At 70.2% G+C, this 19,059-nt stretch carries 17 protein-coding genes; 3 read left to right on the top strand and 14 right to left on the bottom strand.

All coding sequences use genetic code 11. The features are described 5' to 3' along the window. Positions 1–51: 51 nt before the first annotated feature. From BV907_RS05640 to BV907_RS05615, 6 genes are all read right to left on the bottom strand, one after another. Entirely contained in the window at positions 52–396 is a 345-nt protein-coding gene (locus tag BV907_RS05640) for a hypothetical protein (RefSeq protein WP_077488757.1), read from the bottom strand. Positions 397–448: 52 nt separating this feature from the next. Beyond that, complete coding sequence (locus BV907_RS05635) at positions 449–2,752, bottom strand: bifunctional polysaccharide deacetylase/glycosyltransferase family 2 protein (protein WP_245827811.1); 2,304 nt, start codon at positions 2,750–2,752, stop codon at positions 449–451. After that, a complete protein-coding gene (locus BV907_RS05630; protein WP_139346623.1) occupies positions 2,749–3,231 on the bottom strand; it encodes a hypothetical protein in 483 nt (160 codons plus the stop codon). The genes BV907_RS05635 and BV907_RS05630 overlap by 4 nt, the downstream gene beginning before the upstream one ends. 109 nt (positions 3,232–3,340) lie before the next feature. Continuing rightward, complete coding sequence (locus BV907_RS18735; protein ID WP_175637380.1) at positions 3,341–4,141, bottom strand: hypothetical protein; 801 nt, start codon at positions 4,139–4,141, stop codon at positions 3,341–3,343. 117 nt (positions 4,142–4,258) lie between these two features. Next, on the bottom strand, positions 4,259–6,160 hold the full coding sequence (locus tag BV907_RS05620; protein ID WP_077488754.1) for a bifunctional sugar phosphate isomerase/epimerase/4-hydroxyphenylpyruvate dioxygenase family protein: 1,902 nt from the start codon (positions 6,158–6,160) through the stop codon (positions 4,259–4,261). Then, entirely contained in the window at positions 6,160–7,053 is an 894-nt protein-coding gene (locus BV907_RS05615; RefSeq protein ID WP_077488753.1) for a shikimate dehydrogenase, read from the bottom strand. The genes BV907_RS05620 and BV907_RS05615 overlap by 1 nt, the downstream gene beginning before the upstream one ends. 127 nt (positions 7,054–7,180) lie before the next feature. Here BV907_RS05615 and BV907_RS05610 point away from each other — a divergent pair, with 127 nt between their 5' ends. Together BV907_RS05610 and BV907_RS05605 are read left to right on the top strand one after the other, a co-directional pair. Next, positions 7,181–8,155, top strand: a complete 975-nt coding sequence (locus BV907_RS05610) for a LacI family DNA-binding transcriptional regulator (RefSeq protein ID WP_077488752.1) — start codon at positions 7,181–7,183, stop codon at positions 8,153–8,155. A gap of 58 nt (positions 8,156–8,213) precedes the next feature. Continuing rightward, complete coding sequence (locus tag BV907_RS05605) at positions 8,214–9,578, top strand: MFS transporter (RefSeq protein ID WP_077488751.1); 1,365 nt, start codon at positions 8,214–8,216, stop codon at positions 9,576–9,578. Positions 9,579–10,094: 516 nt separating this feature from the next. Here the strand turns inward: BV907_RS05605 and BV907_RS05600 are convergent. The 3 genes from BV907_RS05600 to adh all read right to left on the bottom strand — a co-directional run bounded on the left by BV907_RS05600 (position 10,095) and on the right by adh (position 13,142). Next, positions 10,095–10,499: a DUF779 domain-containing protein gene (locus BV907_RS05600; RefSeq protein ID WP_077488750.1), complete on the bottom strand. Its 405-nt coding sequence runs from the start codon at positions 10,497–10,499 to the stop codon at positions 10,095–10,097. Continuing rightward, the gene (gene adhP, locus BV907_RS05595) at positions 10,499–11,557 is read right to left on the bottom strand and encodes an alcohol dehydrogenase AdhP (RefSeq protein ID WP_077488749.1); all 1,059 of its coding nucleotides are present in this window, start codon (positions 11,555–11,557) and stop codon (positions 10,499–10,501) included. The genes BV907_RS05600 and adhP overlap by 1 nt, the downstream gene beginning before the upstream one ends. Before the next feature lie 61 nt (positions 11,558–11,618). Then, on the bottom strand, positions 11,619–13,142 hold the full coding sequence (gene adh / locus BV907_RS05590) for an aldehyde dehydrogenase (protein WP_077488748.1): 1,524 nt from the start codon (positions 13,140–13,142) through the stop codon (positions 11,619–11,621). Between the two features lie 331 nt (positions 13,143–13,473). On the opposite strand from adh, the gene BV907_RS05585 reads away from it, so the two are divergent. Then, the gene (locus BV907_RS05585) at positions 13,474–14,115 is read left to right on the top strand and encodes a hypothetical protein (protein ID WP_077488747.1); all 642 of its coding nucleotides are present in this window, start codon (positions 13,474–13,476) and stop codon (positions 14,113–14,115) included. A 36-nt stretch (positions 14,116–14,151) separates the two neighbouring features. On the opposite strand, the gene BV907_RS05580 is transcribed toward BV907_RS05585, so the two are convergent. From BV907_RS05580 to BV907_RS05560, 5 genes are read right to left on the bottom strand one after another with little or no spacing between them, the layout of a single operon-like run. Further along, positions 14,152–15,144 carry a class I mannose-6-phosphate isomerase gene (locus BV907_RS05580; protein ID WP_139346621.1) on the bottom strand — a complete coding sequence of 331 codons (993 nt, stop codon included), beginning with the start codon at positions 15,142–15,144 and terminating at the stop codon, positions 14,152–14,154. Beyond that, positions 15,135–16,346, bottom strand: coding sequence for an ADP-dependent glucokinase/phosphofructokinase (locus tag BV907_RS05575; protein WP_077488746.1), 1,212 nt, complete (start codon positions 16,344–16,346; stop codon positions 15,135–15,137). Before BV907_RS05575 ends, BV907_RS05580 begins: the two co-directional genes overlap by 10 nt. Position 16,347: 1 nt before the next feature. Then, positions 16,348–17,208 carry a ketose-bisphosphate aldolase gene (locus tag BV907_RS05570; protein ID WP_077488745.1) on the bottom strand — a complete coding sequence of 287 codons (861 nt, stop codon included), beginning with the start codon at positions 17,206–17,208 and terminating at the stop codon, positions 16,348–16,350. 38 nt (positions 17,209–17,246) lie between these two features. After that, complete coding sequence (locus BV907_RS05565; RefSeq protein ID WP_077488744.1) at positions 17,247–18,101, bottom strand: carbohydrate ABC transporter permease; 855 nt, start codon at positions 18,099–18,101, stop codon at positions 17,247–17,249. Position 18,102: 1 nt separating this feature from the next. Further along, positions 18,103–19,059, bottom strand: a complete 957-nt coding sequence (locus BV907_RS05560) for a carbohydrate ABC transporter permease (RefSeq protein WP_077488743.1) — start codon at positions 19,057–19,059, stop codon at positions 18,103–18,105.

The raw sequence follows: 19,059 nt of genomic DNA, 5'->3' as shown, positions 1-19,059 counted from the left end.
CGCCTTTCAGGCCCGCATTCCAGCGTGTTGCGATGCGGCGTTGCGGCGTCGTCAGCGCTCGTCGATGCGCGTGAGCAGGTCCTTGAGCGCGTCGCGCACGTCATAGTGGTCGTACTGGCCCGCGCGGCTCTCCCCGGAGATGACCGCGCAGCGGTGCACCTTCTTCAGGTCGCCGTAGGGGAACTTGTACTTCCCCTTCGGTCCGCCCTCCTCATCGTCGATCCCGAGGAACCACTTCGAGTACTCGCCCTCGCCCTCGTTGTCGAGGAGCTCGTTGAACGTCTCCGTCGACGGCGCGTGCTCGCTCCAGTCGTCGCGCTCGTCGGAGACGACCTTGCCCTCGCGGACGAGCGCCTTGGCATGCTCGTACGCCTTGTTGTTCAGCTTCACCGTCATCGTGGCCTCCTGTGCGCTCAGGTGGGGGCGTGCTCCCCCCGACGTGGGAGGACTACCCGCGGTGGTCTTCGCCAATCCGGGCGCGCGGCACGCGCAGGGTCCCGTAGCGCTCCATGCGGTGCCACCTGAGGTGCACGCCGGCGAAGGCGGTGACGACAGACTGGATGACGACGAGGTACATGAGCTGGCGGTAGACGAGCTGCTGGAGCGGGAGCGTCCACAGCGGCCCCAGCCGCTCGCCGTCGAGCCTGAAGGCGTACGCGGCCATGCCCAGCTGCACCGCGAGGAACACGAGCCACAGCGCCGCGATCCGGACCGGGTCGAGGAAGATGAGCCCGTAGACGGCGAAGACGTCGACCACGGGGGCGAAGAGCGGGAGCAGGACCTGCAGCACGAGCAGGTAGCCGAGGCCGCGCCGGCCGAGCTTGCCCGCCGCCCCGCGCTGCACGACGGCGCCGCGGTGCTTCCACATGGCCTGCAGCGTCCCGTAGCACCACCGATAACGCTGCTTCCAGAGCGCGCCGAGGGTCGCCGGGGCCTCGGTCCAGGCCAGGGCGTCGTCCTTGTACACGACGCGCCAGCCGTCGCGGCAGAGCGACATCGTGAGGTCGGTGTCCTCGGCGAGCGTGTCCTCACTGACGCCGCCGACGCGCCGCAGGGCGTCGCGGCGGAACGCCCCGATGGCCCCGGGGACGGTCGGCATGCACTCGCCGACGTCGAAGAGCCGGCGGTCGAGGTTGAACCCGACGACGTATTCGATGTGCTGCCACGCCCCGAGGATCCCGCCGCGGTTCGCGACCTTCGTGTTGCCGGAGACGGCGCCGATCGCGGGGTCGGCGAAGGGCTGGACGAGCGCGCGGACGGTGCCCGGCTCGAAGACCGTGTCGCCGTCGACCATGACGACGATCTCGCACGAGGCGGCCTCGAGCCCGGCGTTGAGGGCGGACGGCTTGCCGCCGTTCTCCTTCCGGATCAGCCTGACCCCGGGCAGGCCGAGCGCCTCGACGATCTCCGCCGTCCCGTCGGTCGAGCCGTCGTCGACGACGATGACCTCGACGGGGTGGGTCGAGGCGGCAATGGACCGGACGGCGGCCTCGATCCCCGCCGACTCGTTGTAGGCGGGGACGACGACGGTGACCCGTTCCGTGACGTCGGGCCGGACCGGGATGTCCACGCGCCGGCGGCCGCGGCCCACCGCCCGGTGCAGCCGGGATTGACGGCTGTGCTGCGCCGCGACACCCATGACGAGGACCGCACGGGCGAAGGTCACGATGCCGCTCGCGACCAGCGCCCACGAGATGGCCGTGACGACCCAGCCGCTGAGCCGCACGCCCCAGGCGAACGCGGCCCCGCCGAGCTGCTCGGCCGGCGTCGCCTCGCGCATCGTGCCGACGCCGAGGGCATCGCCGACGCCGGTCACGCGGTAGCCCTGCTCGGCCCATCCGGTGAGCGCCGCGTCGAGCGCGGCGACGGTCTGGTCCCGGCTCCCCCCGCCGTCGTGCATCAGGACCACCTGGCCCTCGTCGCCGGAGAGTGCGAGCTGCTCCTCGATCGCGGGCGCGCCGGGCCGGCGCCAGTCCCCGCTGTCCACGGTGCTGAGGACGGTGAGGTAGCCCTGGTCAGCGGCGGCGCGCATCGCGGACCAGGTGCGGCCGGTGACGGCGGCGTTCGTGGAGCTGAAGGGCGGCCGCAGGAGGGAGGCGGCCTGTCCGGTCGCGTCGACGATGGCCTGCTGGGCGCCCTGCACCTCGAGGTGCTGCCGCCAGGCGGGGGCGCTGCCGAGGTCCGTGTGGGTCAGCGTGTGGACGCCGAGCTCGTGGCCCTCCTCGAGGATGCGCCGGGCGAGCTCGGGGTGGTCGATGAGGGCGGAGCCCACGGCGAAGAACGTCGCGTGCGCGTTGTGCCGACGCAGGACCTCGAGGATCTGCGGCGTCACCTCAGGGTCGGGGCCGTCGTCGAACGTCAGGGCCACGGTTCTCTCGGGCGGCCGGACCGTCTGGACGGCACCGCCGCGCGCGTCGATGACGGGGCCGCCGCCGGTGACGGAGGCGGGGACGGCGGCCTGGGCAGCTCCGGCGCCGGGTGCGGCGTCTCCGGGTGCCGCTCCTCCGGCAGACGCGCCCCCGGCAGACGCAGCCGCCGAGGGGGCGCCGTCGTCGATCCCCGACGCGTGGCGCATGTACCCCTCGACGGCGAGCGCGAGGCCGAGCGCGACGAGGAGGGCGGCGAGCACGGCCCAGTGGGCACGGACCGCCGTCGGGCCGGGTCGCTTCGCGCTCGGGTGCCTCGTGCCGATGCGCCTCGTGCCGATGCGCCTCGTGCCGGTGGGCCGGGCCGTGGTGCGGCGCGGGGTCACGGTTTCGCGGGGGCAGTGGGTCGGGAGGTCTGACCGGGGGCGGACTCGCTCTTGCCCGGGTCAACGGGGGCGGACGGCACGGCCGCGGCGGGGGCCGACGGCGCCGCGACGGGCGCCCCCTCGGCCGGGACGGCGGCGGGCGCCGGCTGAGCAGAGACGGGGACGGCGACGGCGGCGGGGACGGCCCCGGCGACGCTCTCCGGGGCGTCGGCGGCCGGCTGCGGCGCGGGCGTCCCCGTGGTGGCGGGAGCGGGTGCGGCCTGGGGCGCCTTGACCAGGGGCTGGAGGTAGGGGGCGGCGACGTTCGGGCCGCCGAGCACAGCCACCACGAGGAGGACCATGTAGCCCGCGACCGCGGCGAGGGCCGCCCCGCCGATCACACGGACGCGGCCCAGGCTCCTGCCGGAGGCGTCGACGAAGATGGGGCCGCGCCTGCGCGCGGACCTGGACCGGTCACGGAGTCGGGGAGTGTCTGCCATCGGGCATCAAGGCTAGGCCAAACAGACGATTGATATCAAAATGATAACGACGCGGGCCGAAGCCCGCGTCGTCATGTTCTCCAGTCGGAGGCCTTGCTCGGCGCCCCGCTCAGGACCGGGCAGCGCGGCCGGGCGCGGACGCACTCCTCCCGGGAGCGGGCTCCGTCGTCGGCGCGGGAGCGGGCTCCGTCGTCGGCGCGGGAGCGGGCTCCGTCGTCGGCGCGGGAGCGGGCTCCGTCGTCGGCGCGGGAGCGGGCTCCGTGGTCGGCGCGGGCGCAGGCTCGGCCGTCGGCGCGGGCGCAGGCTCCGTCGCAGGGGCGGGCTCGGCGGTCGGCGCGGGGGCAGGCGCCGTCGCAGGGGCGGGCTCGGCCGCGGCGGCAGCGGGCTCCGCCGTCGACGTCGACGCGGGCGCGACGGAGGACCCGGGCGCGACGGCGGGCGCGGGAGCCGCGGCGCGCTCGGCCGCCGTGGGGACGGCCACGAACGCGGGGGCAGGCGCGGCCGCGGCAGGGTCGGCCATCAGCGGCACGGGCAGCTCGGCGGGCACGACGACCTCGACGTCCGGCGCGTTTGCGGCGTCGGCCGCCGGCGCGCCGCCCGTGAAAACCGGGCCGGCAGGCGCCGACAGAAGCGGGAGGGCGGCGTCCTGCGAAGAGTCCGCCGAGGGGGACGGCGCAGCCGCGGGGGCCGAGGCCGAGGCCCCGAGGAAGCGGAGGAGCTCGGGGGCCACGATGCTTGGGCCGCTGAGCACGGCCACCGCGAGGAGCGCACCGGAGCCCACGACGGGGGCCAGGGCCGGCCCACCGGTCAGGCGCCTACGGGCCCGCCTCCTGGGGGACGAGTCGACAAAGGCGGGGCCGCGCCTGCGCGCCGCCCGCGAGCGATCACGGAATTGGGGGGTGTCAGCCATCCCATGAAGGGTAAAGCAAACACACAGTTGATATCAAAAACATAACGACACGGGGCGAACCCGCGTCGTCATGTTGGCCTCGGGGAGGCCCGTGCTAGCGCCTCCCGACCCGTCGCGCTACCGCCCCTGCCGGCGCGCGTGCTGCACGGCGTGACGGATGGGCGCGTTGGGCGCCCCGAACCCGTCGTAGCCGCCGATCCGCTGCACGACCTCGAAGAACACGCTCCCCACGGTGGCCGTGTAGAAGTGGATGAACTCGCCGTCGGCATCCCGGTCGTACAGCAGGTTGAGCTCGCGCAGCGTCGCGAGGAACTCCGGCTCGAGGCCGAACCGCGCGTCGAGATCCTCGTAGTAGTTCTCCGGGATCGTCAGGAACGGCAGCCCGCGCCGCCGGCAGGCCCGCGCGTGGGCCACGAGGTCCTCGACCTCGATGGCGATGTGCTCCTGGAAGGAGTCCTGCATGGTGCCGCGCACCGAGTCGGCCTGGATCCAGGGCGCGAGGTTGAGCGCGAGCCGCACGGCGCGCCCCCCGGAGCCAGCGCCGCGGCCGCCCTCCCCCGCGGCCGCCGTCTGCATGACCTGCGAGCGCACGAGCCCCGTCGGGCTCGAGACGTCCTGCGAAGGCTGCGGCGTGAGCGCGAGCACGGAGGAGTAGAACAGCACGGCCTCGTCGAAGTGCTGCCACGGCTGGGCGAGGTTGATGTGGTCGATCCGGGCGCGCGTTCCCGGCTGCGGCGACGCGGCCGACGGCGCGTGCTCGCCGAACTCGTCCATCCACGCCGTGTCCTCGCACAGGAACACCTCCGTGCCGTCCGGCGCCTGCACGGCCTGGAGGACCTCCTCGCCGGCCTGGGACAGGCGCGGGACGGGCACGGCCTTGAGCTGGACGGCGCGGGCGACGGCGGTGACCGCCTTGGCCACGTCGAAGCCGAGCGCAGAGATCGCCGGGGCGACGCCGCGGGCCTGCTGCCGGTTGAGGACTATCCGCGCGTCGCCGAGCGTCCACAGCGAGACGGGCTTGGTGCGGTGCTCGCCGCGGGCCTCGAAGCCGAGCTGGGCCAAGAGCCGGGCGAGCTCGGCGGTGACCGGCCCCCCGTCCGCGGACTTCACCTCGGCGAAGTTCACGCCGGCGGGCGGGGCCACCTCGGGCAGGGTGCGCAGCGGCATCGCGAGCTTCCCGCTCCCAGCAGCCTGGTCTGTGCGTGCGGCCTGGGCCGTCCGCTCCTCGAGCCAGATGAGCGAGCGCATCGCGTCCACGGCGGTGCGCTCGACGTCGGCCTGGCGGAACGTGTCGTTGAAGACCTCGAGCGAGACGGGCCCGTTGTAGCCCGTGCGTGCCACGTGGCCCAGGAACGTGGGCAGGTCGAACTGCCCCTCGCCCGGGAAGACGCGGTAGTGGCGGCTCCAGGAGAGCACGTCCATCGAGAGCTTGGGGGCGTCGGCGACCTGGACGAAGAAGATCTTCTCCGCCGGGATCCTCTCGATCGGCTCGGTGTCCCAGCCGCGCGAGAGGATGTGGAAGGTGTCGAGGCACGTGCCGAGGCTGGGGTGGTCGGCGTCGGCCACGATCCGCCACGCGTGCTCGTAGTCGTTGACGTAGGTGCCCCACGCGAGCGCCTCGTACGCGACCCTGACTCCGTGCTCGGCGGCGAGCTCGGCGAGGCCGCGCAGCTGCTCCGCGCGGAGGGCGTCGTCATCGATGCTCGCGGTCGCCACATTGCTGCACACGAGGATCGTGTCGATCCCGAGCCGGCCCATGAGCCGGAACTTCGCCTCGGCGCGACGCAGGTTGGCGCGGTAGAGCTCCTCGGGGACGGAGTCGAGGTCGCGGAACGGCTGGTAGAGGTCGAGGCCGAGGCCAAGGTCCGCGGCGAGGGCGCGCACGTCCTCGGGGCTCAGCGGCGAGGCCACGAGGTCGGCCTCGAAGATCTCGATGCCGTCGAAGCCGGCCTTCGCGGCCGCGCGCATCTTCTCTTCGAGGGTCCCCGAGAGGCAGACCGTCGCAATCCCGGTGCGCATCAGCGCGCCCCCGCCTCGAGCGCCTCGGCCTCGATCAGCGCGAGGAAGTGCTCGCGCATGCGCTCCGCGTCCGGCTCGAGGCCCGTGAAGATGCGGAACGCGTCGACGGCCTGGCCCACGGCCATCCGCCCCCCGTCGAGCACGCGGCAGCCCGCGGCGCGCGCGTCGCGCACGAGCTGGGTCTCGATCGGCCGGTAGACGATGTCCGCGACCCAGTGCCGCGGCGTCAGGAGCGAGGTGTCGAAGGGCGTTCCCGGGTGCGCGGCCATCCCGATCGGGGTGCAGTGCACGACGCCGTCGGCGTCCTCGAGCAGCGGGGCGAGCTCCGCCGTCGTGCGCGCCTCGACGGACGCCGCGGGGAAGAGCCGCGCGAGCTCCGCGGTGCGCTCGGCCGCACGCTCGGGGGCGACGTCGACGATCGAGAGGTGCTCGACGCCGGCCGTGAGCAGCGCGTACGCGACGGCCGAGCCGGCCCCGCCCGCGCCGAGCTGGACGACGCGCCCGAGCGCGGCGCCGGGCAGGCCCGCGCGGAACGCGGAGAGGAAGCCCGACCAGTCGGTGTTGTGGCCCACGGTGGTGCCGTCGGGACGGATGACGACGGTGTTCACGGCGCCCAGGCGCGCGGCGTCGGCGTCGACCTCGTCGAGGTGCGCCAGGACGAGCTGCTTGCACGGGTGCGTGATGTTCAGGCCGTTGAAGCCGAGGTTCCGCGCGGCGCGCACGAGCTCGCCGACGGACCCGGGCGCGAGGCCCAGCGCGGCGATGTCGATGGGCCGGTAGAGGTAGAGGAGTCCGTGCTCGGAGCCCTCGCGCTCGTGCAGCGGCGGGGTGAGGGACGGCGTGACGCCGTCGCCGATCAGGCCGGCCAGGTAGGACTCAGAGGGGAGGCTCATGTGATCCAGAGTACACGCGTTTCTGCAACGCGTTGACGTGTTGCAGAAAAAATGTCAGTCTTGATGCAGTCGCTGTGACAGCGGCCACAGATCAGATCAGCTGGACACACCGGACGAGGAGGTTCGCATGGCGACCATTGCCGACATCGCGCAGGCCGCGGGCGTCTCCAAGTCCACCGTCTCCCGGTCCTTCACGCGGCCCGACTCGGTCAACGCCGAGACCCGCGAGCGCATCCTCGCCGTCGCCGCCTCCCTGGGCTACACCCCCGCCCCCGCGAAGGCCGAGGCGACCGGCACCATCGCGCTGTTCATCCCGGACATCGCGAACCCCTACTACCCGCCGCTCGTCAAGGCCGTCCAGGCGGCCTGCCGGCGGCAGTCGATCTCGCTGCTCATCGTCGACGGCGAGGACGATCCCGAGGCGGACGCCGAGGAGCTCGAGCGGATCATCGGGCGCGTCGACGGCGCGCTCGTGTTCGCACCGCGTCTCGGCGCCGGGCGCCTGCGGGCGCTCGACGCCGTTTCGCCGGTCGTGCTCATCAACCACCTCACCGACGGGCTCCCCTCAGTCGTGCTCTCGGCCCCCGAGGGCGCGCGGCAGGCGGTCGAGCACCTTGCGGCCCTCGGCCACACGTCCATCGCGTACCTGCCCGGGCGGGAGGACAACTACTCGAGCCAGGTCCGCATCGCCGCGGCGGAGGAGGCCGCCGACCACCTCGGCGTCACCCTGCGGCTCCTCACGCACGCCGAGCCGTCCTACGCTGCCGGCGTCCGCGGCGCGGACCTCGTCCTCGCCGAGCCGGTCACCGCGGTGATCGCGCACAACGACCTCATGGCCTTCGGCTGCATGAACCGGCTCGCTGACCGCGGCGTCAACGTCGGCAAGGACATGAGCGTCATCGGGTTCGACAACAACTGGCTCGCCTCGGCCTCCCGCCCGGCCCTGACCACGGTGACGACCCCGTACGAGCGGGGCGGCGCCGTCGCCCTCCGCATGCTGACCGAGCGCATCGGCGACCCGGACCGCCCGGCCAGCACCGTCCACCTCTCCGGGGACCTCGTGGTCCGCGCGAGCACCGGGCCCGCGCCCGTCCGGGACTGAGACGTCCCGCCCCTCCCCCTTCACCACCCCCGTTCCGCTGACGCACGAAAGGCGTGCCATGACCAAGCCCTCCGAGACCCAGCTCGCGAGCCTGGATCCCGATTTCCGGTCCCCCGCGGACGAGGCCAGGCGGCTCCGCCGCGCCAAGAAGGCCGCCCTCGCTGCCTTCCTCGGCGGCGCGCTCGAGTACTACGACTTCTTCGTCTACGCGACCGCCGCCTCGCTCGTGTTCTCGAAGATCTTCTTCCCCTCCGGCGACCCGACGGTCGCCCTGATCGCCTCGTTCGCGACCTTCGGCGTGGCCTACGTGGCCCGCCCGTTCGGCGCGATCTTCTTCGGCCACCTCGGCGACCGGATCGGGCGCAAGAACACGCTCGTCATGACGCTCGTGCTCATGGGCGCGGCGACGTTCCTCATCGGGGTCCTGCCGGACTTCCAGACCGCGGGCTACCTCGCCCCGATCCTGCTCGTGCTGCTGCGCCTCATGCAGGGCCTCTCCGCCGGCGCGGAGACTGCCGGCGCTTCGGCGCTGACCATGGAGGAGTCCCCCGTGGGCCGCCGCGCGTTCTTCCCCTCGTTCGCGATGAGCGGCATCTCCGCCGGCATCGTCATGGCCTCGCTCGTGTTCCTCCCGGTCGCATCCATGGCCGAGGCCGACCGCCTCGCCTGGGGCTGGCGCATCCCGTTCTGGTCCTCGCTGCTCGTCCTCGTCGTCGCGTACATCGTGCGCCGCTCGCTCGAGGAGCCCGAGGTCTTCGAGGAGAAGGCCGAGCACAACGACCTCGTCAAGCTGCCGTTCATGGACATGCTCAAGACGCACCCGGCCCAGTTCTTCCAGGTCGCGCTTATGTCCTTCGAGACCGTCACGAACACGTTCATGCAGTCCTTCGGCCTGGCCTACGCCGTCTCGGTGGGCATCCCCGCCTCGACGATGCTCTGGGTCAGCATCCTCGGCAACGTCCTTGCGATCGCCACCCAGCCGCTGAGCGCATGGCTCGCGGACAAGTTCGGCCGCAAGCCGGTGTTCCTCGCCGGCGTGACCGGCTCGACCGTCCTGATCTTCGTGTACTTCTGGGCGATCTCGACGGCGAACATCCCGCTCGTCTTCGTGGTCTCCACGCTCATCACGGCCGGCACGTACGCGCTGTCCAACGCGATCTACCCGGCCTGGTTCGCCGAGCTGTTCAACGTCCGCGTCCGCTACTCGGGCATGGCGATCGGCCTGCAGATCGGCATCCTGTGCGCCGGCTTCACGCCGCTGCTCGGTACCGCCCTCGTGGGCGGCGTCCCGGCCAACTGGGGCCCGGCGGCCTGGATCGTGGCCGGCTCGACGGTCCTCGCGGTCATCGGCGCCCTCTGGGCCCGCGAGACCTATCGGACCCCGATCCACGAGCTGGGCAACAAGGTCCACGGCTCGAAGTAGGGTCCGGCCCGGCGACACAGCGCGACGGAGAGGTGGCCCCGCACCCAGCCATGGATGCGGGGTCACCTCCCAACGTTGCGAGGTCACCTCCCAACGATCCGGGGTCACCTCTCAACGTTCCGGGGTCACCCTATGCGCCCAAGGCGGGGCGACCCCTTCGAGCCAGGATGCGTTGACGCCGCGGGCCCCTCCTCGGCGTAGCGGACGACGACGGCGGGCCGGGTCGCGCCGGTCCCGGCGCTTACGCCGTGACCGGGTGGTGTGGCTATGGGTCTGCTGGGTGCGACCCTCGCCAAGACTGGCGCGCAGATTTCCCCAGCTTTAACCTTCAAACCTCGGCGTGTCGGTCATTTTTGCGGCGTGTCGCGGCCTCGGAGACGGTAACACCGGGGAAACCTGCACGTGCGAGATGTGACCCCGCGTCGCAGGGACACGACCCCGCACCCTTGGGACACGACCCCGCAACGCTGGGAGGTGACCCCGCAACGCTGGGAGGTGACCCTGCGTCGTCATTCGCTAGGGGATGTCGAGAATCTCGCTCCTGATCAGGAAGCGCTTCCCCTCCGGCGCCTCGAGGGAGAACCCGCTCCCGCGGCCCACGACGACGTCGACCGTCAGGTGCGTGTGGGACCAGTACCCGAACTGCTCGCGGGACATCCAGAACGGCAGCTCGCCCCGCCCGGGGAGGTCGAAGACGCCGAGCAGCACATCGGCGTCGCCCGTCATGAACTCCCCCGCGGGGTAGCACATCGGCGCGGACCCGTCGCAGCAGCCGCCGGACTGGTGGAACATGAGCGCTCCGTGCCGGCCCCACAAGGAGTCGAGGAGCGGGAGGGCCGGCGCGGCCAGCGCCACCCGGGAGAAGTCCTCCCCGGGAAGCACGGGCCGCGCGTGGAGCGCAGCTGACGCGGGAACGCCCATCAGAACCTGATGACCACGCGGCCGTCGATCGTGGCGCGGTGCATCTCGTCGAAGACCTGGTTGATCTCGGCCAGGTCCCGCGTGTGGAAGGTCGGGTGGATGTGCCCGCGGGCGTAGAAGTCGAGCGCCTCCTCCATGTCCTGGCGCGTGCCGACGATCGAGCCGCGGATCGTGAGGCCCTTGAGCACGATGTCGAAGATCGGCGCCGGGAAGTCCCCCGGCGGGAGGCCGTTGAACACGATCGTCCCGCCGCGCCGCGTCATCCCGATCGCCTGGCCGAACGCGGCCGGATGCACCGCCGTGACGAGGACGCCGTGCGCGCCGCCGGTCGCCCTCTGGATAGCCTCGACCGGGTCCTCGGCGAACGCGTTGACGGTCACCTCGGCGCCGTGCTTCTTCGCAAGCGCGAGCTTCTCGTCGGCGACGTCGACGGCCGCGACGCGCATGCCCATCGCGACTGCGTACTGGACGGCGATGTGCCCGAGCCCGCCGATGCCCGAGATCACGACCCACTGCCCGGGCTTCACCTCCGTCTGCTTGAGGCCCTTGTACACGGTCACGCCGGCGCACAGCACGGGCGCGATCTCGTACGGGTCGGCACCCTCGGGGATGCGCGCGGCGAACCTCGCGTCGACGAGCATGTACTGCCCGAAGGACCCGTCGACGCCGTAGCCGCCGTTGGACTGCGACTCGCACAGGGTCTCCCAGCCGGTGCGGCAGTGCTCGCACGAGCCGCATGCGCTCCAGAGCCACGCGTTGCCCACGAGGTCGCCCACTCCCAGATCGGTGACGCCCTCGCCGACGGCGACGACGGTCCCGACGCCCTCGTGCCCTGGCACGAGCGGGAGCTTGGGCTTGACCGGCCAGTCGCCCTGGGCGGCGTGGAGATCGGTGTGGCACACGCCGGAGGCGATGAGCTTGACGAGCGCCTGGCCGGGGCCGGGAGTGGGGATCTCGAGGTCGTCGACGCTGAGCGGCTCGCCGAGCGTGCGGACGACGGCGGCCCGGAACGTTCCGGTGGCGGCTGCGGTCGGGCTGGTGGTTGCGGCGGCGGTCATGGACATGCTCCTTTGCATGGGACTGGATGAGGGTGAGGTCTCGCGCGGACTCCGAGAGGGCTCAGAAGAACCCGAGCTTGCTCTCGGCGTAGGAGACGAGCAGGTTCTTGGTCTGCTGGTAGTGCTCGAGCATCATGAGGTGCGTCTCGCGGCCGATGCCGGAGGACTTGTATCCGCCGAAGGCCGCGTGCGCGGGGTACGCGTGGTAGTTGTTCACCCACACGCGCCCGGCCTGGATCTCGCGCCCGGCGCGGTACGCGGTGTTGCCGTTGCGGCTCCACACGCCGGCGCCGAGGCCATACAACGTGTCGTTGGCGATCTCGAGCGCCTCGTCGTAGTCGGAGAACTTCGCCACGGACACGACGGGCCCGAAGATCTCCTCCTGGAAGATGCGCATCCCGTTGTGGCCCTCGAAGATGGTCGGCTCGACGTAGAACCCGCCCGCGAGCTCGCCGGGCAGCTCGGCGCGCCTGCCGCCGGTGAGGACCGTGGCGCCCTCGGCCTTGCCGATCTCGATGTAGGAGAGGATCTTCTCGAGCTGGTCGTTCGAGGCCTGCGCGCCGATCATGGTCTCGGTGTCGAGCGGGTTGCCCTGCTTGATCGCCCGGGTGCGCGCCACGACGTCGCCCAGGAACCGCTCGTAGATGCCCTCCTGGATCAGCGCCCGGGACGGGCACGTGCACACCTCGCCCTGGTTGAGCGCGAAGAGGGTGAAGCCCTCCTGGGCCTTGTCGTAGAAGGCGTCGTCCGCGGCGGCGATGTCCTCGAAGAAGATGTTCGGGCTCTTGCCGCCGAGCTCGAGCGTGACCGGGATGAGGTTCTGCGAGGCGTACTGCATGATGAGCCGGCCCGTCGTCGTCTCCCCTGTGAAGGCGATCTTGCGGATCCGCGGGGACGAGGCGAGCGGCTTGCCGGCCTCGACCCCGAAGCCGTTGACGATGTTCAGCACGCCCGCCGGGAGCAGGTCGCCGATGAGCTCGGCGAGGACCAGCACCGAGGCGGGGGTCTGCTCGGCAGGCTTGAGGACGACGGCGTTGCCTGCCGCGAGCGCTGGGGCGAGCTTCCACGTGGCCATGAGCAGCGGGAAGTTCCACGGGATGATCTGCCCGACGACGCCGAGCGGCTCATGGAAGTGGTACGCCGTCGTGGTCTCGTCGATCTGCGAGAGCGAGCCCTCCTGGGCGCGGATCGCACCGGCGTAGTAGCGGAAGTGGTCGACGGCGAGCGGCAGGTCCGCGGCGAGCGTCTCCCGGACGGGCTTGCCGTTGTCCCACGTCTCGGCGACGGCGAGCAGCTCGAGGTTCTCCTCGATCCGGTCCGCGATCCGGTGCAGGACGAGCGCGCGCTCGGCCACAGACGTCTTGCCCCAGCCGGGGGCCGCCTTGTGCGCGGCGTCGAGGGCAAGCTCAATGTCCTCGGCCTGCGAGCGCGCGACCTCGCAGAAGACCTTGCCCGTGACCGGGGTGATGTTCTCGAAGTACTGCCCGCCGACGGGCGCGACCCACTCGCCGCCGATGAAGTTCTCGTACCGGTCCCTGAAGGTGACCTTGGCGCCCTCGGTCCCGGGGAATGCGTAGACGGTCATGGCGAAACTCCTTCGTCTCTCGTGCCGGTCGTCCGGCCTGATGCGAGCGTAGGAGCGTGGGGGTTGCGGGCTGGTTGCGACCCTGTGGCGGGGGTCACAGCGGACGACGGCGCCCGGTGAGGGGATCGCTTCTCGGGACGTTGACAGGATTGCCGGCGACGCGCGCAATGGTGGCTGAGACCGCACGGTGCACCCCCGCGAGGCTCTCGCCACCACGCACACACTGTTCGGGGCGGCATCTGACGGATTCACTGAACCGGAGGTAAGAACAATGGATTCGCTAGCCTTTCCCTCCCCCGTCCTTCCCGGGAAGGAGGCCGCGCCGGCCGAGATGGGCGCGAAGCTTGCCGAGCATCCGGGGCTGCAGGACTTCCTGGCCGCTGGCACGCTGAGCCTGGTCCGGGTGTACCAGATGACGACACCCATGGGGGACATCGTCACCACCTATGAGGAGGCGGACTCGGTCGAACGGTCCTTCCAGAACCAGATCGATGACCCCTCCGAGGTGGCGCAGCTTCTGCGCGAGTTCGTCAAGGACACCCACGGAATCGACCTCTCGGCGCAACCGCCCCCAGAAGCGGAGCAATGGCTGGAATACTCCGAGCCGAACAGCCAGCGCCATCCCGGCATTGCCTTCTCGGCGCCGATCCAGCCGGGGAAGGCAGGGGTACTCCGCGCCCTCACCGGCGAGACCACGGGTCCCCGGAAGGCGGAATGGGAAGCCCTCAACCGAGAGAACGGGGTAACGCTCCATCGCGCCTACATCATCTCGACTCCGATGGGCGACTTCACGAGCGTCTACTTCGAGGCGCCGGATCCGATCGAAGCGAACCGACGGTTCGCGGCCGATGCTTCCGATTTCGCGACCCACTTCAAGAGTCAGGTGGCCGACGCCCTCGGAATCGACTTCAGCGATCCCCTGCCGCCCATCAGGACCGTCTTCGAGGCGGTGAGGACCACAGAGGCCGCCTGAAGCCCGCGGGGTGTGAACGTTCTGTGGGAAGGCTGGTTAGTGAGGGCTCGGGGGCCGGCAGACCAGGATCTCGCCGTGGCCGTTGGCGGCGATGGGTCCGACGGCATGAGGAACAACCGCGGTGCGTCCCGCGGGCATCGTGACCCCGGAGACAACGGCCTCCCCCTCTGCGATCACGATCACCGCGAAGCCCGAAGCGATCTCCCGCCGACCGTCCAGGAGCACGCGCTCGATGCCGAAGTACGGGTCCGCCGCCCGCGGCAGGAGGGGTCCCGAGTCCCGGCCCGAGTCCGCGGCGCGCGTGATCAGCCCATCGAGCGCGTCCCCGTCGAGGCGTCGGCGCGAAACCGCGGTCAGCGCGAGGTCGAAACCGAGCCCCAGGTGTCCGTCCCGGGGACCGTCCAGATCGAAACCCCGCCACTCGAGAAGGATCGACAGGTCTTCGGGTTCCTGCACCTCGAGCAGGAAGACGCCCTCACCGATCGCGTGGAGCTGCCCGGGCGGCACGAACACTACGTCGCCGGGTGCGACCTCGACGTGGTGGAGAAGGCCCAGCAGGCGCTCGGAATCCTGCTGGTCGATCAGGTCGCGAAGCTCGTGAGCGTCGACGTCCTCGCGCAGGCCGAGGTGCACGGTGCCCCCGCGGAGGATGTACCACGCCTCGGCCTTGCCGTGCGCGTGGCCGAGATGCGCAGCCGCGAAGGCGCCGTCGGGGTGGGCATGCACGGGAAGCCGTTGGCCCGCATCGAGCAGCTTGACGAGGAGCTTCGTGTCCGCCCCGAAGGCGGCCACGTGCTCCCGGCCCAGCCATCGCTCCGGATCCTGCCGGACCGCCGTCGGCAGAGGGACGTGATCCGGCAACACGGTGATTCCCATCTCGGGTTCGCCGAACACGGGGGTGGTGGACGCGATCCAATCCTCGGGCTCGTGGCTTCCCGCCGGGGACTCACCGCGGAAGTCCGTGATGTGGCGGCCCCCGCGATAGAACCGGTTCGCCGGTCGGTTGGATGGCAGGACGATCACGTCCACACTGTTGCTCCTTCTCTCGCGAGGGCGCCTCTCGCGAGGGCACCCAGGAACCCGCCGACGAACGTGTCCCCCAGTCCGACGGTCGCGGCGGCAGGGGCCGTGATGGACCGGGCCGGAACGGCGCACAATCCGTGACCGGACATCGCCGCGGCGAACGCCGCACCCGCTTCGTTGAACGGCAGGTCCGCTGCCTCGGCATACTGTGCCGGCGTGAAATCGTCGCCGAAACGGTAACGGGTGCTTGCCATGGCCACGCCGCCCGCGAGCGCAGGCGCATACCGCTCCGCGCGTTCTCCCGCCGCAAGGGCCCAATACTTCGTGTGGACCACGAGCGTTCGGGCCGGGATGACGACGGCGATGTCCGTGACCGCGCGTCGTACCGACACGGGATCGAGCAGGTCGACCTCGCGGGCGAGATGGGTCTGAAGCTCGTCTTCGTTCATGCCGTAGACGTCGATGCGGTCGAGCAGCGCTGCACGGACCAGCCCACTGAAGGCCGGCCAGTGGAACCCCGCGTCCTCGTAGTACACGAAGGCCTCGTCGGGGAGCGATGTCAGTGCTGATCGCAGCTCGTCGAGCCGAGCTGCCAAGGTTCGCTCGTCCTGCATGGCGTTGAGCCCGGAGAGCAGGACGATGTCGGCCTCGGCGAGCGCCGCAGGAAGATCGCGGCTGAGACGCATCTCGGCGTTCGGCGGATCGTTGACGTAGATCAGGCGGTTGGGGAAGGGAGCGACGAGTTCGGTTTCACCGACGCGGACCCGCGCCCCGCTGTCCCACTGCACGATCAGGTGCGGCTCGATCGAGTCCTGTTCGGCGCTCGTGACCCACGAGCACTCCTGGGGCAGCAGGCGCCGAAAGTGCTCGTTCACGCTGACGAGGTGGAGGGTCGACGGGACCCCGAGCCGGGCCAGGGCGAGTCCCGCCCGGACCCCGGTTCCTCCCAGCGTCACCTTGCGGGGAAGCCGTGAGGCGAAGGTCTCGAGGACGTCGGGGGACGCAACATGATGCTCTCCCCCGACGCCCCTGACGAAGTACCCGAGCACGGACACGACGAGGCTCCGCTCGTCGGTGATCGGCGGCGAGGTCCCGAGCTCGTCGGCGCGAACGCCATAGCTTTCGGCGAGCTCCTCGATCACCTCCGAGGACCACGTGATTTCGTAGTCGACGCTGCCGCCGAGCCCGAGAACCAGCCGTCTCGTCATGTCAGTACAGGACTGCCTTGCCGGCCGCGTCGAACAGATCGATCTTCTGCGCCGCCGTCGCCTTCATCGCATCGATGCACGGTGGCTGGATGCTGAGCGGCTCGCGCAGGCTCGTGTCCGCCAGCACCTCTCGCATCTTCGCGTGGTACGCCACCTTGATGTCGCTTGAGATGTTGATCTTGTTGATGCCGAGCTTGACCGCCTGGGCGATCTCGTCGTCGGGGTTGTTCGATCCGCCGTGCAGCACGAGCGGGATGCCCACCTTGGACTTGATCTCCTTCAGGAGGTCGAGCTTGAGCTCTGGCTTGAGCGTGGCCGGGTAGAGCCCGTGATAGGTGCCGATCGCGACGGCGAGGCTATCGACGCCGGTCAGCTCAACGAAGGTGACGGCGTCGTCCGGAACGGTGTAGATGATTCCCTCGGTACCGTACTCGGCCTCGCTGTCGGTCTTGCCGATGGTGCCCAACTCGCCCTCGACGGAGACGCCGACGGCGTGCGCCGCCTCGACCACCTTCGTGGAGATGGCGACGTTGTCCTCGAACGGCAGCATCGAGCCGTCGATCATGGCGGACGTGAACCCAGCTTGGATCGCGGTCAGGATCTGCTCGTAGGTGGCCCCGTGGTCCCAGTGGATCGCCATCGGGACGGACGAGCGGTGTGCGCGGGAGATGATCGCGGCCATCAGGTCCGTGGTGATGTGGCGGACCTCATCGGGGTGGATCGCCACGATGAGAGGGGCTTCCATCTCCTCGCTGATCTCCGCGATGCCCTTGAACATGGCCCAGTCGCTGATATTGAACGCGGGAACCGCGAAGTTGTGCGTGTTCGCGACGTCCAGGATGGTCTTGCCGTCGACGAGCATGGCGTGTCTCCTTCGTGTGGATGAAAGGTCTTGGGGCGTCAGTCTTTGACCGCGCCAGAGGTGAGGCCGCCGATGAAACGGCGCTGGAAGAGGAGGAAGAGCAGGAGCACGGGAATCGAACCGAGGATGCTCATGGCCATCATCTGGTTCCACTCGTAGGAGTGCTGGCCCATGAGCAATTGGATTCCGATCGGCACCGTACGCATGGCGTCAGTGCGTGTCAGGGTGAGCGCGAAGAGGTACTCGTTCCACGAGATCATGAACGTGTAGACGCCGACGGCGACGATTCCCGGCACCGAAATGGGCACGAGCACTCGCCACAGGGCGGTCCACGCGTTTCCGCCGTCGACCTTGACCGCTTCGTCGAGTTCGCGCGGCAGGGTGTTGAAGTACGCCGTCATCATGATGATCGCGTACGGCAGCGTGAACACCATGTGCGTCAGGATCAGGCCTGGGTAGGTGTTGTAGAGGCCAAGCGCGACCATGAGGCCGAAATACGGGATCACGAGTGTGATCGGAGGAACCGCCTGAACGGAGACGATGGCGATGTTGATCAGCTTCTTGCCCGGGAACTCATAGCGGCTGAAGCCGTAGGCGCTGAGCATCGCCGTCAGGAGGGTGAGCAGGGTGACCGCAATGGCCACGATGTAGCTGTTCATGAAGAACCGCAGCCGTGCAGGGTCAGTGAGGATCGCCGTGTAGGCATCGAGCGAGAATCCCGGCGTGATCAGCTTCGGGGGCACTGCGAAGACCTCACCGTTCCCCTTGAACGACGTGGCGAGCATCCACAGCACGGGCAGTCCCGCGTACAGGGCACCGATCACGAGGCCGGTGAATGCTGCCGCCTTGAGCCAATGGTTGGGGCGCCCGTGCCGAACCGTCACGTCGCTCATGTCAATCACGCACCGTCTGCTGCCGCACGTAGAAGAACGCCAGGATCATCGTGAGCAGCAGCACGATGACTGCACTGGCCGAAGCCGTGGCGAATTCGAAGCTGCTGAAGGCCTGCTTGTAGGTGTAGGTGCTCAGCATTTCAGTGGCACCCAGCGGACCGCCGCCCGTCGTCAACCAGATCAGCGCAAACTGCTGCGAGGTCCAGATGAGGTCGAGCACCGCCATGCTGATGATCACCGGCCGGATATGGGGCAGGGTCACGTACCGGAATCGCTGCCACCACCCCGCACCGTCGACACGTGCGGCCTCGTGCAGCACCGTCGGCACACCCTGCAGGGCGGCAAGGAGGCTGATCATGAAGAACGGGTACCCGGACCAGATGTTGATGAAGGTCAGGGCGCCCATGGCGCTGCCCGGAGTCGCGAGCCAGTTGACCCCCTGGTTGAGGATTCCGACGGAGGTGAGGATGTAGTTCGCGACGCCATACGGGTCCATGATGAGGCGCCAGACGACGGCGATGACCGCGATGGTGAACAGCCACGGAAGGATGTAGACCACCCGGAAGATCGCCTTGGTCACATCGCTCAGCAGCGACGTGTTGAGCAGCATTGCGAAGGCCAGCCCGATCACGAGGTGAAGGATCGTGCTGAGCGAGATGAAGACGAAGGTGTTGCCGAGGGCGAGCAGGAACGTCGGGTCGCTGAGGACCTTCAGGTAGTTGGCGAATCCCACGAAGACCGGGTTCGGTGCGACGATCGCGCTGTCCATGAACGAATAGCCCACGACCATCACGATCGGCACGACAGTCAGCACGGTGATGAGGGCGACCGTCGGCGAGATGAAGGCGAAGGGGGCGAGCCTGCGGGTGCGGACGACGGCGGCGTTCGAGCGGGCGGCCGGCCGGCGCGCTGCGGGGCGTACCCCGAGCCCCTCGATGTTGGTGGACGACAGATTCAT

It is taken from the genome of Sinomonas mesophila (assembly GCF_001999765.1).
In the GTDB taxonomy this organism is placed as follows: domain Bacteria; phylum Actinomycetota; class Actinomycetes; order Actinomycetales; family Micrococcaceae; genus Sinomonas; species Sinomonas mesophila.
This window is presented reverse-complemented; position numbering and strand designations above follow the sequence as displayed.